This is a genomic window from Mucilaginibacter conchicola (genome assembly GCF_003432115.1).
In the GTDB taxonomy this organism is placed as follows: Bacteria; Bacteroidota; Bacteroidia; order Sphingobacteriales; family Sphingobacteriaceae; genus Mucilaginibacter; species Mucilaginibacter conchicola.
The window spans coordinates 1,747,875-1,763,144 of record NZ_QWDC01000001.1; the positions used below are offsets into that span (position 1 = coordinate 1,747,875).

Genomic DNA, 15,270 nt, shown 5'->3' on the forward strand with positions numbered 1-15,270 from the left:
TTATAAAACACAAAGAGCACAAAGTTAATCCCTTTGTGCTCTCCGCAAAATATTGTTGTATTGAAGTAAGTGTTACTTTTTAACTTTCGGCTTCTGACTTCTGGCTTCTGCCAAAGCTGGTTTTAGTTCTTTATTTCTTCTCAATATCGACATAAAGAAACCGATAACCATGATAATAGTACCAGCCCACAGGAAGTTGATGTAAGGGAACTCAACAGCTTTCATTACAATGAATTTCTTTTTGCTCTCCGGCTGTTGGTAAACCATTATCTCTACTTTGCCTTTATCAGGTACTATTTTAGAGAAACGCAATTTCAAGCCTATCTCTTCCAGTTTCTTGCCAAAATCAAACACGTTGCGGCCTTTTATAAGGTACACCGGTTCGGTTTTGTAAGTTTTGCCTTGTGTGGTCACTTCCAGTTGGGCACCTACAGCAATGTCTTTATCGCTAAGCGGGATGTCTTTCATTTTAACACCCTTATTTAAGCTTTTCAAAACAATGATACCGTCGCGGTAAGGTATGGTATCACCTACTGCAACTTCATGCGCCACAGGGGCATCGTAATTCTTGTCATCGGCATCACCTTCGGCATGGTCATGATCAGCCTCTTCTTCTTTAGCGTCGGCTTTTATCACGTTGGTCATGGTGATGTGAGTATACATATCGCGGAACAAGTAATGTTTTGTATCCGGAGATGATGACATCCCGCCCTGCGATTGGATCACATTCGGCCTCAGCCTGAACTCCTCCGTTACCTTGCCATCTTTTATACGCTGGTAATCTATATTGAACAAGTGCTGCGCACCTTCAATGGTATCGCCTTTAAAAGTCACCATGTATTCGCCCATTTTAATAGGCTGATTAAGGTAAAGCAACAGGTTCTCTTTAGGATTTTCTTCTTTGTATGATTCGGCAATGTGCTCTTCGCCCTGCTCGTTTATCGATACTACTTTCTTGGTACCTGCTGCAATCAGCGCACCTACCAACAGCATGCCAAAACCAATATGCGATACCGCAGAACCAGCCAGTTTAAATTTGCCTTTAATAGCATCAGACAAGATTTTGCCATTTGCAAACACGCTGTACAACGAGGCAAACATTACCAGCCAGAACACAAAGCTTAGTTTGTACAAGCCTGTTGCGTAGATCGCCAATGCTGAAACCAGGGCGGCAAATATCAGGTAAACGCCCGTAGTGATAAAGAAGCGGCCAATGTCGGTCTTTTTATATTTGAGAAACTGGGTTACGCCGGTAAGCAATGCAATAACTACCGCGAATGATCCCTGGAAAACGTTGTATTGTTTAACCGAATCAGTCGGCGGCGCCCACTTGGTACCAAATATCAAATTCCAAACCGGCAGGGAAGTTACCACCACCAGTTGCAGGCATGACAGGCACAGGAATACCGCGCCAACAAACATCCAGAACTCGCGCGAGTAAGTATCCTCGTCTTTTTTAGTGATCGGCATTTCTTTCCAGCGGCTTACCAGCAGGTAAACCATTATAGCAAAGAAGATGGCCATTGCGATCACCAACTGCCAAAAAAGGCCCAGATCAGTAAAGGCGTGCACCGAAGTTTCGCCCAGTACCCCGCTACGCGCCAGGAATGACGAATACCACTCCAGCACAAAAGTAAGCAGCGTTAAAAATGCTGCAGTAAAATATGAGTGACCGCTGTTTTTGAAAACAATTAATACGTGTACTGATGCCACCATTACCAGCCAGGGGAAAATAGAGGCATTCTCTACCGGGTCCCAGGCCCAAAAGCCATCAAAGTTTAATGACTCATACGCCCAGAAAGAGCCCATGATAATACCGGTACCCAATATCATACAGGCAAATAAACCGTAAGGAATGGCAGGTGCCACCCATTCTTTAAAACGCCTTTGCCATAAACCGGCAACCGCATAAGCAAACGGAACAACCAATGATGCCACACCCAGGAACAATACCGGCGGGTGGATGATCATCCAATAATTTTGCAGCGAAGCATTCATGCCCCTGCCGTCTTTTATAAACTCCAGATAGTTAGCGCTTTTAAATATCGGTGCTTCGCCCATTGCATCGCGCAGCAATAAAAACGGCGAACTGCCAATATGTGCGCTGCCTATTTGCAGGCCCAATATCATGGTACCCAATATAGCCTGTGATAATGCCATAACAGCCATAACAGGTTTTTCCCATGTTTTGGCTTTCCATATCAGTACGTTACCAAGTATAGCACCCCAAAACATCCACAGCAAAAAGCCACCTTCCTGTCCGTTCCAAAAGCCCGATATAAGGTAATAAACCGGCAGTGATTTAGAGGTGTACGACCATGCGTAGTGGTACTCAAAATAATGATGATAAAGGATGTAAAACAGGCAAACACCCATACCAATTATAGATACAGTGTTTAACCAGTAGCCTATACGGCCAAGGCGCAGCCACGAGTTATCGGCATCTGCAGCGGTTTCTGTAGTAGCAAAATAGTAACTGATGAGCGAAAAAAGTGCCGAACCGAATGCAAGAACAATAAAAAACTGGCCTAAACTACCCGGAAACAGGTGTTCGCCCTGATAAGCTATCTCCATTAAAAATTAATTATATGCTGGCGCTTTGCGTTTTAGACTCAGCAACGTTCAATTTATCGTCGGTGTATTTTGAAGGGCATTTCATCAAAATTTTTGATGCATGAAACTCGTTGCCTTTCATTGATCCGGTTAGTACAATTTGCTCCGAGCGCTCAAAATCCTGGGGTTTGGTGCCGTTAAAAACCACCTTACACTCTTCGCCTTTGTTATCTTTCATATAGAAAGAGAAATAGTTAGCATCTTTAGTGGCATCATAATACAATTGTTTTGCCTTGTTAAGATGGCCAACCACATGCAATTCAGCATCAGCAGTACGGGCATCATTAAAAGAACCGTAAGTACTTGTGCTTGAGTAGGTGCTTATTATAACAGCTATTGCAATGGCAATAGTTACTATACCGAAGATTGCGCTTTTTTTCATTGACTAATAAAACTGCACAGAACAGTTTTGCAAAAATACAAAACGCACAGCTAATAATGTTTATTACAAGCGATAATGCTTATTTAGAATTGTTATAGATTAGATTGCTTTGTTGCTACCTACTCCTGTAACACTAACTGGCTATACAACTTCCCTATAGCATCCTCTCCATCCACACAAAAGCCCGGATGTACTTTTGAGGTTTGCACTACAGTGCTGCGGGTGGCAGTAAGCCAACGGAAGCGCGATGGTGCATCCAGTTCACCGATGGGGCCGGCATCTTTACCGCCTGTGGCTATGCGTTGAAATGAGGCCAGGTTTTGTTCTACAGTATCAATATCGAGATCTTTTGACAGCGCAAGCAGGCGCTCGCTATCAACATGGTACATCATTTTAAGATACTTCTGTTTGGCACAGTAAAGGATAACGCCTACATTGATAAACTCCTCGCGCTCTACCCTTGGCACAACGCGGATAACGGCATACTCAAATAAGTGTCTGTCTTGCATTTTGTGCTTCCTTTACAAATATTTCAGAGTGTGCTATACGGTTATTCAGGAATTTAGCGTACACCTGTCGCTGGTCATCTTCGGTCTCAAAAGAGCGGTCGGTAAGCCAGGCATCAGGGATGATGGATACAATGGCATCGATCAGATCAGGCGTTAATATCGCTTTAAAAGCTTTATCAACTTCGTCCAGCTGACCGGCGCGTTTAATCAATACATGGTCTTTTATCTGCACAAAAGGACGGATGGATTGCTTTTCCCAGTTATCCATACTGTGGTGGAAATACAGGGCAGCGCCATGGTCTATCAACCACAGTTCTTTATGCCACATCAGCATATTGGTATTGCGGGCGGTACGGTCAACATTGGTGAGCAGCGCATCCAGCCACACGATCTGCGAGGCCAACAATTCATCAACAGTGGTAACTGTCGGGTCAAAAGTAATGGCTCCCGAAAGATAATGAAGCGCCAGATTTAGCCCTACGCTGAATTTAAGCAGGTCTTGTATTTCTTCATCAGCCTCGGTACGGCCAAAAGCTTCATCAAGGTTCACAAAAACCAATTCGGGGATGCGGAAACCCAGTTTACGGGCAATCTCACCGCCAATAAGTTCGGCAATAAGTGCCTTTGGCCCCTGGCCTGCGCCGCGGAACTTAAGCACATATAAAAAGCCGTCGTCGGCCTCGGCAATAGCCGGCAATGAGCCGCCCTCGCGCAACGGCGTTACGTAGCGGGTAACATTTACGGTTCGTAATTCTGGTGGTAGCGTAGCCATGTTTTGTGGTGGCTAAGATATGAAATTTCGACCTCTCCCAATAAGAAGCCCCCTCTAAATCTCCCCCGTTAGGGGACACTTTTAGAAAGTCTTTAAAGCCCCTCTCCCTCGGAAAGGGGTTGGGGATAGGCTCATTTACTCCCTTCTGCTCTTAACCATTCCGTTACAAAGCAAACAAAATCACACCTTTAAGCTTTAACTGTAAAAATTGCTGCATGCCAAAATGGTTAAAAATATCGCTTAAAGTTGTTGGGGTAGTTATACTCCTGTTTGTACTGCTTATCGTAGGTGCTACGATGTATATATCATTCAACAAAGCCAAAGTGCTTAAAATGGTGAACGAGCAGTTGGACAAGAGCGTGGACGGCACGCTGGTTATCGGCGATATGAAACCAAACTTTTTTAAGGGATTGCCGCATGTATCGTTAACCTTACAGAACGTTTTGGTACGCGATAAACAGTTTGAGCGCCATAAACATACCCTGCTTAATGCTAAAAGCTTTAACATCTCTTTAAATACCCTTGCCCTGTTCAAAGGCACTATAGATATTAACCACATTGCTATCAACAATGCCGATATTGACCTGTACACCGATAGTACCGGCTACAGCAATACAGCAGTTTTTAAGAAGGATAACAAGAAGGTTAAGGATAACCCCTCAGAAAGCAGTTCGCCTACGCAGCTGCAGAATTTCAGCTTTAACGATGTTACATTTACGGTTGATAACCAGAAAGATTATAAGCTTTTCAAATTCGCCATTAACGACCTGAAGGGTAACATGGTTTATCCCGATAGCGGCTGGCATGCCAATTTCCATTTAGATGTGATGGCTAAAAGCATGGCTTTTAATACGCTTAAAGGCAGTTTTATAAAGAACAAAAGGCTTACAGGTAATTTTTCTACAGGTTATAACGAGGATAAAGGAGATATCACCGTAAAAGTTACGCCGTTAAACATCGGCGATAATCCTTTTGATATCAACGCAGCCTTCCATACCAAAACACCGAACACAGATTTCAGCATTAACCTGGTAGCCGACAAGATACTTTGGAAAAGCGCATCTAACCTGGTGGCGGCAAACATCCAGAAATCACTGAACATGTTCAGTCTGGACAAGCCTATTGACGTTACAGCAGCCATTAACGGCAGCTTTGGCGGTGGTGGCGACCCTCTGCTGTATATTACTGCAAAGGTTAAGGATAACAAACTCAGCACGCCCGGTGCAGTGATCGAGAACTGTTCATTCAATGGGGTATTCACCAACCGGTACGCTAAAAACAAGGAACTGAGCGATGCTAACTCGGTGATCAAACTCACCAATTTTAAGGGCACATATAACCACCTTCCTTTTACCATTGATACCGGCAGCGTGGTAAATTTGGATAAGCCTATTGCTACGGGTAACTTCCGCTCCAGTTTCCCGGCGGCAGATCTGAACTGGTTTCTGGAAGATGACGTGGCTAAATTTAGTGGCGGCACCGCCGATATCAACCTGCGCTACCGCGCCGATGTGGTAGATTATGAGATCAATAAGCCATTTATAAATGGCTCTATCAACCTCAAAAATACCGACCTGTATTACCTGCCACGCGGGCTAAAACTGAAGAACACATCGTTTAGCTTAAACTTCGTGAAGGATGATCTTATACTGAAAAACATCCGCCTGCAAAGTGGCCGCAGCGTGGTAACCATGGAAGGCCGTGTAAACAATTTCATGAATGTTTATTACGATGCGCCGGAGAAGATCTTGCTTACCTGGCAAATCCATAGTCCGGCTTTGTACCTGAACGAATTTATGGGATTCCTGGCCGAACGTAAAGGCGCGCCCGCAGCAAAAAAACGCGGTAACAGTGGCAGCTTTGTTAACCAGTTTGGTACCGTATTAGAACGTGGCCGTGCGGAAATGCACATGCAGGTAAACAAGGTTTATTACAAAAACTTCCTGGCTACTGATGCTCATGCCGACCTGCTGACTACCGAGAATGGTGTTATCATTCAAAATGTTGGAGTTAAACACGCCGGCGGTTCGTTAAAAATGAATGGTAAGGTAATGCAGGGCGATAAGCTTAACCGCTTTGCCCTTAATACGATAGTAAGCCACGTAAACATGCCCGAGTTTTTCCGGGCCTTTAACAACTTTGGTTTAAAGGATTTTACCGCTGAGAATCTGAAAGGTTTTCTATCAGCCAAAACCAACATTACCGGTAGCATAACTGATGCGGGTAATATGGTGCCTAACTCCATAAAAGGCAACCTCGACCTTAGTATGCGGGATGCGGCCTTGCTCAACTTCCAGCCGTTGCAGGGTGTAGGTAAGTTTGTCTTCCCCTTCCGCGATCTCAAGAATATTCAGATACCTGTATTGGATGCCCACTTTATTGTTAACGGCGACATGATCACCATTAAACCGATGGAAATAAGCTCGAGCGTGCTGAACGTGGATGTGGAAGGCGTTTATGGCTTAAACCGCGGCACCAACATTGCACTTGACGTTCCCCTGCGCAACCCTAAAGATGATTTTAAGATCACCGACCCCGAAGAGCGCAAAAAGAAACGCTTTAAAGGTATTGTGGTACACGTACGCGCCCACGAAGAAGACGGTAAAATGAAAATAGGCTGGAATAAAAATCACAAAGACACCAGCAAATAGAACTTACAATATCTTTTTGCAGATAGCTACCAGCGTTTCGCCATCATAAATAAGCAGGTTACCTGTTTTGTCTACTTTGTAGATCTCGGTTGGCGAATTTACACCTACATATTTATCACCATCCTTGCGTATCTCTGATGCCGATGCGGTGATGGGTGGCGCATCATTAAGGGTGAGTTCTTTACCTGTGAAAGTGATGGCCTGTATGTATACCTTATGGCCTTTGCTTACAACCTCGTAAGCTATATCCTTGCCATCGTCAGATTTAATGGCTTCATCGTGCCAGGCACCTACCAGGTGGCCGGTATCAGCTTCCATTTCAGCAGGGGCTGTAGCCGGAACGGTATTTGAGTTAGCCATGGCTACGCTATCTGCAGCGGGCTTTTTCTTTTCCTCGCTACTGCATGCAATTGCCAGGGTTATTACTGAAACGGCTAAAACGGACTTGAAGATTTTTTGCATAGGTATCATTACCGCCAAAGATATAAATTACACTTCGGTTTGATAGCGGCTGCAAATACACATTACGTTTTATTACATTAGTACCATGAAAAGTACCCTAAACCTGTTTAAGCTATTAAGCCTTATTGCCCTGTTTATATTTCAAAGTTGCAGCCCCGAAATAGGTATCTGGAAAAACGAGAAGATAGAGGCCGGCCACCGCAGCGAAATGGGCCAGCTTAACAAAGCAGTTTTTGAAGCCATTAACGCAAACGATGATAAATCTTTCAGTAACTATCTAAGCAGCGAAATGCTGGAAGGCAATTTAGGCAACAAGTTATTCTCAACCCTTTATGTTGCCGCGCGTAAAGACAATTTTGTACTGGCAGATGAGTTTTATGCCATGAACAAAGAAGCCCTTCATGACACCATACCTGTTGCCGATGGAAAAAACTCATACAAGATCATCTACGGGGGCGAGCCACAGGAAGTATATATAGCCACGTTTCTGCCTAAAGTAAAGAAAGCCAATCAATACATGATAACCCTTTTTTACGGCCATTATAACTACGGCTGGAAAATAAAAGACATAGACGTTGCTCTTTACAAAGTAAATGGTAAAACCTCGCCCGAGCTTTTTGAAACCGCAAAATCAGCGTATGCCGCGCACAACGTGTTTGCTGCCGCCAATAATCTGCAGCTTGCACAAACCTGCGCAAGCCCTAATAAGTGGTGGAAATACAATACCGAAACCGACCTTTATGCAACTTATACACAGGTCATCAGTGAAGTTAATAAAGCTTACCGTTTCCCGATAACGCTAAATGATGTTAGCAGCAAGCCCGAAATTGTAAGAGTATACAACACCTCTTTTGATGGCGGCACATTCCCCAATATATGCTACGTTACCAGAATAAAATTGAGCGACGTGGCCGCGCTGGAACGCGAGAATGCCGAAATACGAAAAAGCATAAACAAAGTATTGCCCGGGGTTGAAAAACACGTTGATCAGGTTGTTTATTCGGCCTATAATGATTTCCCCGATCAAAACGTAGCACTTAAGCACTACGACATGAAAGTAAAGGGGCTTTAATTATTCGCTATCCTCATTCTTAATACCTTTAAGCAAGGCATAAATAGCCATGGCATGGCCGTGTCCTAACCCAAAGTCGGCTTTAAGCCAATTGGTAACATCGCCGGCTTTCACAACCAGTTCACCGTTTTTAGTGAAGCCTTTGTCTTCGGCCATCGTCCTGAAATCGGCAGGGCCTTTTCCTGTTTTTTGTTTGATGGTGTTTAAATACGCTTGGTATGACATGATGGTATATGTTATTGGTTTGATGAATCTTTAAATTGCAGCCCGGCCAAATCCATTGCCTCTTTAACAATGCGCAGGCCATGTTTGCCCATGCCGTGCAGCTGCATAAACTGTTTCTGCGTGAGGCCTGCAATATCATTAAGTGTATGCAAACCCGCAGCTACCAAAGCCCGGCTTGCAGGTGCCGATATTTTTGGGATGGGATAAATTTCCTTACTGCTCATTTTTTATTTCGTTTAACATAACAAAGATACATCACCATTAAAAACCTTTTAGGGTGTGAAAGCGACCAACCATATCATCATTCGCGACCTGTTTTGTATCTTTCAGCATAAAACAACAACAATGTATAAAAAAGCAGGGCTTTTATTAGCGATGGTATTAATGGCGGGCAAGCTGTTTGCTCAAAATAATTTCAGTAAGGTTGATGAATGGTTAAAAACTAACACCCCACAGATGGGCGGGCGTGCCGTACTGGTGGTATACAGCAAGGGCAAAGTGGTATACACGGGTGCAGAGAATGACATGTCGCGCAGGCAAAAAATGGTGAACCGCTTTGTGGCCCGCCGCACCGGCAAAGAAGCAGACAATGCAGACCTGGATGCCGATAGCCGCCAACCCATAGCCAGTTGCAGCAAGTGGCTGAGCGCCGCCCTGGTAATGACCTTTGTTGATGAAGGCAAACTGAAACTAACCGATACCGTTGGCAAATTCCTGCCGGCCCTTAGCAAAGCCGGAAAGGGAAATATTACGCTGGCCCAATGCCTGTCGCACACCACAGCGATAAAAGCGCCGCCACTTAAAGAGAGCCTCGCCGATGTAAAAGACAACAACACTATGGATGATGCCATTACCGATATAGCTGCCCTGCCAATGGAAGGTACGCCCGGCAAAGTTTTCCATTACAGCAATGTGGGTTTGCAAATAGCAGGCGCCATCCTCGAAAAAATAAGTGGTAAAAGCTTTGAAGAGCTTTTTGCGGAGCGCATAGCCCAACCGCTAAATATGAGCAGCACCGATTTTGGACACAAAAAAGTTGCCTTGCCGGCGGGCGGAGCGTTAAGTACCGCCAATGATTATTTGAAATTTATGGTGATGATACTGAACAAAGGTGTAACACCCAACGGCAAACGCATCCTTAGCGAAGAAAGCATTAAACAGATGCACATAAACCGCTTAACGCCCGATGTTAAAATTACTTACACACCCAAAGAGGCCGGTGGCATAGGCTATGGCTTTGGCGAATGGGTGATGGATGGCGGCAATATCAGCAGCCCGGGCCTGTTTGGCAGTTACCCGGTTATCAATAATGATAAACAATATGCCGCAGTGTTGATAGCCTACTATTTTAAAAGCGATGGCCGCGGCGAGCGCTATAAAGAGTTGAACACCTTGCTGGCCGATGCTTTAAAATAAAAAAGGGCAGGTAGCCAAGCGCTACCTACCCCCTCACTTATTCATCAATCAAAATTTTAGCCTGCATTTGGAGTGGCTTGTTTTGCACCTCTCTTGGCTTTCATCTTTTCTATCATTTTTGCTTTCAGGTCGGCATAAGTTTTTTGCTGATCTGCTGTAAATACTGCTTTAAGCTGTGTATCTGCATTGGCCAAAATAGCCTTGCGCGATTCTTTTTTAGCAGCACGGTCAGCCGGGTTGTTTGCTTTAAGGCTATCCATTTGAGTAGCGCTTTGCAATAAAATAGCATTCACTTTGGCAGACTGATCTGCATTTAACGATAACTTTTTAGTTAATACGCCGGTTAAGCGCTGTGCTTTCTGATCCGGAGTTTTGTTACCATGATGACGGCCATGGCCTTTACCTTTCATTTCGGTTTTAAGGTTGGCATAAGCCGTTTGTTGATCTGGTTTTAACACCGCTTTTATCTGTGCATCAGTATTTGCAAAAACAGCTTTATGCGCCTCGAAATTTGCTTTACGATCTGCCGGTTTATTTGCTTTCAGGCTGTCCATTTGCGAAGCTTGTTTCAACAGGATAGCATTCACCTTGGCAGACTGGTCGGCACTAAGGTTAAGCTTTTTAGTTAAAGCGGCGGTTCTGTGTTGTGCACGCTGATCAGGGGATTTGGGAGCTTTGGTTTGAGCGTTGGCCACAACTGCTGTTCCGGCAACAAACGCTAACATTAAAAATATCTTTTTCATCTGTTTTTCTATTTTTTTGTTGGTATGACGGGGTGAGCGGCCAGATGGTTTAAATTGGACATTGTAACAAATGATGTTACGTAGATACTCTTGTCATTTCGAACGACAGAGAGAAATCCTGTTATTTATGCAAGGCTCGTAAATTTACAGAGTAACAAGATTTCTCCTCGCTCCCGCTCGTTCGAAATGACATGGTGAATTATAGGCCCGCTTCCCTCACCATCCCGTTCAACGTTATCAGATTATGCACAGCATCGCCTGCGGTGTTATTAAAGTAGGCGTAAACCCGTTTACCATCGCCAAGCCACTCAATGATCATTTGCGCATATTCTTGCAGAACGGCACCTGAATAACTACCACGATAACCACCATTCGGCCCGTGGAAACGCAGGTAAACAAAATCCGTAGGGAAATCTATCATCGGGGTGATGGCTTTGGGCATGTCCTGTATCACCATGGCGGCATTGTGCTCATCCAGCAGGCGATAAACATCCTCGTGGTACCAATTCTTATTCCTAAACTCAACGGCAACATCCCATCCGGTATTGCCGATGTTTACCAGCAGCTTTTCTAATTGTTTAATTGTGCTGATGCCCGTACTCCCCGGGAATTGGATCAGCAAACAACCCTTCTTATTGCCTGTGGCGTCTACTAACTGTATAAAGCGATCAATATCCTCAGGGTTAAAAAGCATCTCTTTATTATGAGTGATATCGCGCAGCAACTTATAAGTGAACTTGAAATCATCGGGCACCTCATTAGCCCATTTCTTTACGGTTGATAACATGGGCAGCTTATAGAATGAGCTATTGATCTCGAGACTGTTGAACAGCGAACCATAATAAGTTAACCGCGACGTATTCTGATACTGCGGCGGATAAGCCTGTTTGTTGGGCACTGGCAGCACCAGTCCGCTGGTGCCAGAGTAAAAGTTTGACGGTAATTGACGGGAATCATCTTGCATACAACAGCTTAACATTCTTGCATTTGCTATTGTTGCACTTATATTAGCAGTTAAATCAACAAAACCTCAATCTCATGAAAGTAAAGCACTTACTGCCGCTTGCGGCCATTGCACTGGCATCGTGTACACAAAAGCCGGCAACTACCTCTGCTGTTGAAGAAAAACCTGTTTCGCCGATGGTGGGCACCTGGAAACTGGTATCGGCCATTACCGTTACCAAAGGCGATACTGTTAAAGATTACCCTGTACCTAACCAGGAAATGCTGAAGGTATTGAACGATACTCACTTCGCGTTTATGCGCCACGACCTGAGCCATGGCAAAGGCAAAGATGCTACCTACACAGCAGGCGGTGGTACTTATGATTATAAAGACGGTAAATACACTGAGCACCTGGCTTACCTCAACGCCCGCGAGTGGGAAGGGAAAGATTTTGATTTCACCGTACAATTTAAAGGCGATACGCTGATACAAAAAGGCATTGAGAAGATAGATAGCCTTAACATCAATCACGAGATAACAGAAACCTACGTTAAGCAAAAATAAACTGCTTACTCACCCCGACATCTCCGCCGCGGCGGATCGTCACCCCCTCTTTACGCAAGCGTAAAGAGGGGATAAAGAACTTTTCTTCCTTACCCTCTTTTCGCGCAGCGAAGAGAGGGTGATCGAGCGTAGCGTAGATCGGGTGAGTCAGCTATAACACTGATAACATTAAGACCAAAAGCCCTGCACTTTAATTTGTGACGATGGATAGCCCTGTTGCTTAAGCAATTTACGCAGCTGTCCTACCATTGTGTTGTTTCCTGTTAGATAGAATATCGTATTCTCCAGGCTGTAGCTTTGTTTAAGCACCCACTCCATCAGGCTGTGGTGCCCGTAAATATCGCGGCGTTCAACAGGTTCAATGGGAGTCCAGAAAAACTCGTTGAACTGCTTGCGGTGCTCATCGTTACCTATCACAATACCGCCCGAGAAACGAGTATGCGGCAATACCATTTTTTGCAGGGCTAATAAGTGGCCCACGCTGCTTTCATCGCCCAGGGCAATTACTGCTGATGTTTGATCGGGCTGGTGCTGGGTAAAACCTATCTTTTTAAAATAACCTACGGTATCACCGGCTTTTAAACCACGTGCCCATTTAGCGCCCGGGCCGTTGTGCAAAGCATCAACAAAAATGGTACAGGTACGGGTTTCGGCATCCCAGCCGGATGGGGTATAGTCGCGGTAGGTAAGCGGGTCTACTTTGAATTTTATATAGGGTACCTGCTCCCAGTGTTCCATATCCGTAAGGGGTAAATGCAGGTCAATTTCTATTAAAGTTGATGGTGTCCACGGGCGCACTTCCAGTACTTTGCCGGTTTGCAGCAACCGTGGCTCGAGCAGGTTTCCTGCTTTTTGCTTGAATTTGAAAAAAGTTGATGTCTCCATGTGGGGTATGTTTAGTGACACAAAGAAACACGCAAAACTTACCCTCATCAAGGGCAAACCCACGGTAATGATTGGACTATTTACGGTAAGTAGCGCGAAATGACAATGGTGTGATGCCTTCTGCCTTTTTAAATATGCGCGAGAAATAGGTGTGATCATCATAACCCAGTTTATGGGCTATCTCTTTTACATTTAATTGGCTATAGTACAATAAGCGCTTGGCCTCTAATACGGCTTCGTTTAGTATCCAATAGCTTACAGACAGGCCGGTTATCTTCTTCAGCGACTCGTTCAAATAACTTTCAGATACTTTAAGCATCCCCGCATAGGCCGAGGGGCTTTTTACCGAGCAGATATTATCAACCAGCAGCCGTTTAAACTGTTGCACAATTTCCATTGGTCTGGACATCTGAACATTCGGGTTCTCCGGACAGGTATAACATCCAGCCATTATACCTATAAAGGATTGCAGCAGCGAATGCACTACCGAAAGATTAAAGGGCAACTGGTCATCGTCCAGGTATCGCTGGTATAAAAGGTTAAGCAGTCCGCTACACTGCTTTATCTGCTCATCATTAAGCAAATGTGGTTGCTGCAGTACCAGGCTACCCTCAAATACCTTACGGCAATCGGGCGGTATCAGCATGGTATCAACCGCTAAGAACCAGCCGCCTGCTTTTTGATAGCCTACCCCATGATGTACCTGCCCCGGCAAAACATAGTAGAGCATGCCTTTGCTAAAAACCACTTCGGTAAAATCTATCATTAAAGAAGCCGAGCCATCCTCTACTAGGAAAAAAATATAATGGTCATCCCGATGAGCATCCATCGGCTTATCATCGCCGCCTATGTCGCCTATTTGATAGTGCCACATCTCCAGGCCGGTGCTGGCCCTTTCTTTAAGCTGATGAACAGGGATATCTTTCATGGGATACAGGCAAATGTAGTTACTTTGCAAGCATATCCTTCACGCTTGTAAATAAAGTTAACTTACCCTCGTCTGCCTGTGCTAAGGATTCATTAATACCCTCAATCAAATGATCGGGGTAGATAATTTTGTGTTCTTTTATGTCTTCTTCATCTTCCATCTTATCTTACACCTTCCCCAACCCTGCTTTATAAAAACTTGGGGTAATGCCTTCAATTTTCTTAAACGCGCGGCTAAAGTAATTGAGGTTATTAAAACCCGCTTTAAAGCAAGCTTCGGAGATGCTGTTGTACGGATTGGTCATCAGTTGCTTGGCCAGTTGGATACGTTCTTTGATGATGTAATCAACCGGCGAAATACCCAGTTCATGTTTAAACGCGCGGAAGAAACTCGGTTTGCTCATAAACGCCATCTGGCTCAGCGCATCAATATTCAGTTTCTCGGTAAGGTGCAGTTTGATATACTCCAGCACGTATGCAAAACGGCTGCCGGTTGATAGCTCGTGCATGTTATCGCGTACCTCGTGCAGGTTCTGCATCTGCATAATACGGATAAGCAGTTCTTTCAGTGTAAAGCTTGCCAGTACATCTTTGGTAAGGTCGTCGCCGGTACTGATGCGGATGAGCTTATTGATGAGTTGTGCCAGTTCGTAATTATTAAAAAAATGGAACTGGTTATAGTTCAATTGCCAATTGTACCTATCGGCTCGAGGGAAATGTTCGTTCAGGTAATCAAGTGTGCTGTTTATCTCCTGTTGATTAATGGCCAGTGCCGTACACTGCGATGGCTGGTGCGCGGTAGCCTCGGGGAAATCAATGGTCATGGTGATATTGGGCGGTACTATCACCGTTTCGCCGGGCAGGTAATCAAAGCCGGGCTTATCAAACAGGTGCATCACCTTTTTGCCGCGCAGCATGCTTGTAATTACCAGATCGCTAAAAGTAAGGGGTACCAGTTCGCTGCGCTCGTAAGTTTCAAAAACATTCAGCTCGCAATGGTTCATGGTATATGCCCGGCGGTTCTCAACAAGTGTCCGCAGCTCTTTATGGTTAGAAAGTCCTAAAGGGTTTACCAGGCTATTCATTGGCGCTGAATATTTAATA

17 protein-coding genes are annotated in these 15,270 nt (G+C 44.7%); 4 read left to right on the plus strand and 13 right to left on the minus strand.

Annotated elements, in window-relative coordinates:
* Window positions 1-72: 72 nt before the first annotated feature.
* The 4 genes from ccsA to D0C36_RS07845 form a co-directional block, all read right to left on the minus strand.
* Complete coding sequence (gene ccsA / locus D0C36_RS07830; RefSeq protein ID WP_117390984.1) at window positions 73-2,574, minus strand: cytochrome c biogenesis protein CcsA; 2,502 nt, start codon at window positions 2,572-2,574, stop codon at window positions 73-75.
* A 10-nt stretch (window positions 2,575-2,584) separates the two neighbouring features.
* Window positions 2,585-2,995, minus strand: coding sequence for a cytochrome c maturation protein CcmE domain-containing protein (locus tag D0C36_RS07835; RefSeq protein WP_117390985.1), 411 nt, complete (start codon window positions 2,993-2,995; stop codon window positions 2,585-2,587).
* Between the two features lie 119 nt (window positions 2,996-3,114).
* Window positions 3,115-3,504, minus strand: coding sequence for a DUF3037 domain-containing protein (locus D0C36_RS07840; RefSeq protein ID WP_117390986.1), 390 nt, complete (start codon window positions 3,502-3,504; stop codon window positions 3,115-3,117).
* Window positions 3,482-4,276, minus strand: a complete 795-nt coding sequence (locus tag D0C36_RS07845; RefSeq protein WP_117390987.1) for a HipA family kinase — start codon at window positions 4,274-4,276, stop codon at window positions 3,482-3,484. Before D0C36_RS07845 ends, D0C36_RS07840 begins: the two co-directional genes overlap by 23 nt.
* A gap of 215 nt (window positions 4,277-4,491) precedes the next feature.
* Here D0C36_RS07845 and D0C36_RS07850 point away from each other — a divergent pair, with 215 nt between their 5' ends.
* Window positions 4,492-6,927, plus strand: a complete 2,436-nt coding sequence (locus D0C36_RS07850; RefSeq protein ID WP_117390988.1) for an AsmA family protein — start codon at window positions 4,492-4,494, stop codon at window positions 6,925-6,927.
* Window positions 6,928-6,930: 3 nt separating this feature from the next.
* Here the strand turns inward: D0C36_RS07850 and D0C36_RS07855 are convergent, their stop codons facing one another.
* The gene (locus tag D0C36_RS07855; RefSeq protein WP_147321956.1) at window positions 6,931-7,389 is read right to left on the minus strand and encodes a hypothetical protein; all 459 of its coding nucleotides are present in this window, start codon (window positions 7,387-7,389) and stop codon (window positions 6,931-6,933) included.
* 85 nt (window positions 7,390-7,474) lie between these two features.
* Between D0C36_RS07855 and D0C36_RS07860 the strand changes: the two genes are divergently transcribed.
* The gene (locus D0C36_RS07860; RefSeq protein WP_117390990.1) at window positions 7,475-8,461 is read left to right on the plus strand and encodes a hypothetical protein; all 987 of its coding nucleotides are present in this window, start codon (window positions 7,475-7,477) and stop codon (window positions 8,459-8,461) included.
* Here D0C36_RS07860 and D0C36_RS07865 read toward each other — a convergent pair whose 3' ends face one another.
* Window positions 8,462-8,686 carry a DUF4287 domain-containing protein gene (locus D0C36_RS07865; RefSeq protein ID WP_117390991.1) on the minus strand — a complete coding sequence of 75 codons (225 nt, stop codon included), beginning with the start codon at window positions 8,684-8,686 and terminating at the stop codon, window positions 8,462-8,464.
* A gap of 11 nt (window positions 8,687-8,697) precedes the next feature.
* Entirely contained in the window at window positions 8,698-8,910 is a 213-nt protein-coding gene (locus D0C36_RS07870) for a helix-hairpin-helix domain-containing protein (RefSeq protein WP_117390992.1), read from the minus strand.
* Window positions 8,911-8,965: 55 nt separating this feature from the next.
* On the opposite strand from D0C36_RS07870, the gene D0C36_RS07875 reads away from it, so the two are divergent.
* Window positions 8,966-10,102, plus strand: coding sequence for a serine hydrolase domain-containing protein (locus D0C36_RS07875; RefSeq protein WP_233524446.1), 1,137 nt, complete (start codon window positions 8,966-8,968; stop codon window positions 10,100-10,102).
* 56 nt (window positions 10,103-10,158) lie between these two features.
* Here D0C36_RS07875 and D0C36_RS07880 read toward each other — a convergent pair whose 3' ends face one another.
* Entirely contained in the window at window positions 10,159-10,845 is a 687-nt protein-coding gene (locus tag D0C36_RS07880; protein ID WP_147321957.1) for a hypothetical protein, read from the minus strand.
* 199 nt (window positions 10,846-11,044) lie between these two features.
* Entirely contained in the window at window positions 11,045-11,809 is a 765-nt protein-coding gene (locus D0C36_RS07885; protein ID WP_117391400.1) for a DUF72 domain-containing protein, read from the minus strand.
* A gap of 74 nt (window positions 11,810-11,883) precedes the next feature.
* Between D0C36_RS07885 and D0C36_RS07890 the strand changes: the two genes are divergently transcribed.
* Window positions 11,884-12,354 (plus strand): hypothetical protein, encoded by a 471-nt coding sequence (locus D0C36_RS07890; protein WP_117390995.1) that lies wholly within the window; start codon window positions 11,884-11,886, stop codon window positions 12,352-12,354.
* 168 nt (window positions 12,355-12,522) lie between these two features.
* Here D0C36_RS07890 and D0C36_RS07895 read toward each other — a convergent pair whose 3' ends face one another.
* From D0C36_RS07895 to D0C36_RS07905, 4 genes are all read right to left on the minus strand, one after another.
* Window positions 12,523-13,239, minus strand: coding sequence for an SIP domain-containing protein (locus D0C36_RS07895; protein WP_158557089.1), 717 nt, complete (start codon window positions 13,237-13,239; stop codon window positions 12,523-12,525).
* Window positions 13,240-13,315: 76 nt separating this feature from the next.
* Window positions 13,316-14,167, minus strand: coding sequence for a helix-turn-helix domain-containing protein (locus D0C36_RS07900; RefSeq protein ID WP_117390997.1), 852 nt, complete (start codon window positions 14,165-14,167; stop codon window positions 13,316-13,318).
* 19 nt (window positions 14,168-14,186) lie between these two features.
* Window positions 14,187-14,327: a hypothetical protein gene (locus D0C36_RS24505; protein WP_158557090.1), complete on the minus strand. Its 141-nt coding sequence runs from the start codon at window positions 14,325-14,327 to the stop codon at window positions 14,187-14,189.
* 6 nt (window positions 14,328-14,333) lie between these two features.
* Window positions 14,334-15,251, minus strand: a complete 918-nt coding sequence (locus D0C36_RS07905) for an AraC family transcriptional regulator (protein WP_117390998.1) — start codon at window positions 15,249-15,251, stop codon at window positions 14,334-14,336.
* Window positions 15,252-15,270 lie beyond the last annotated feature (19 nt).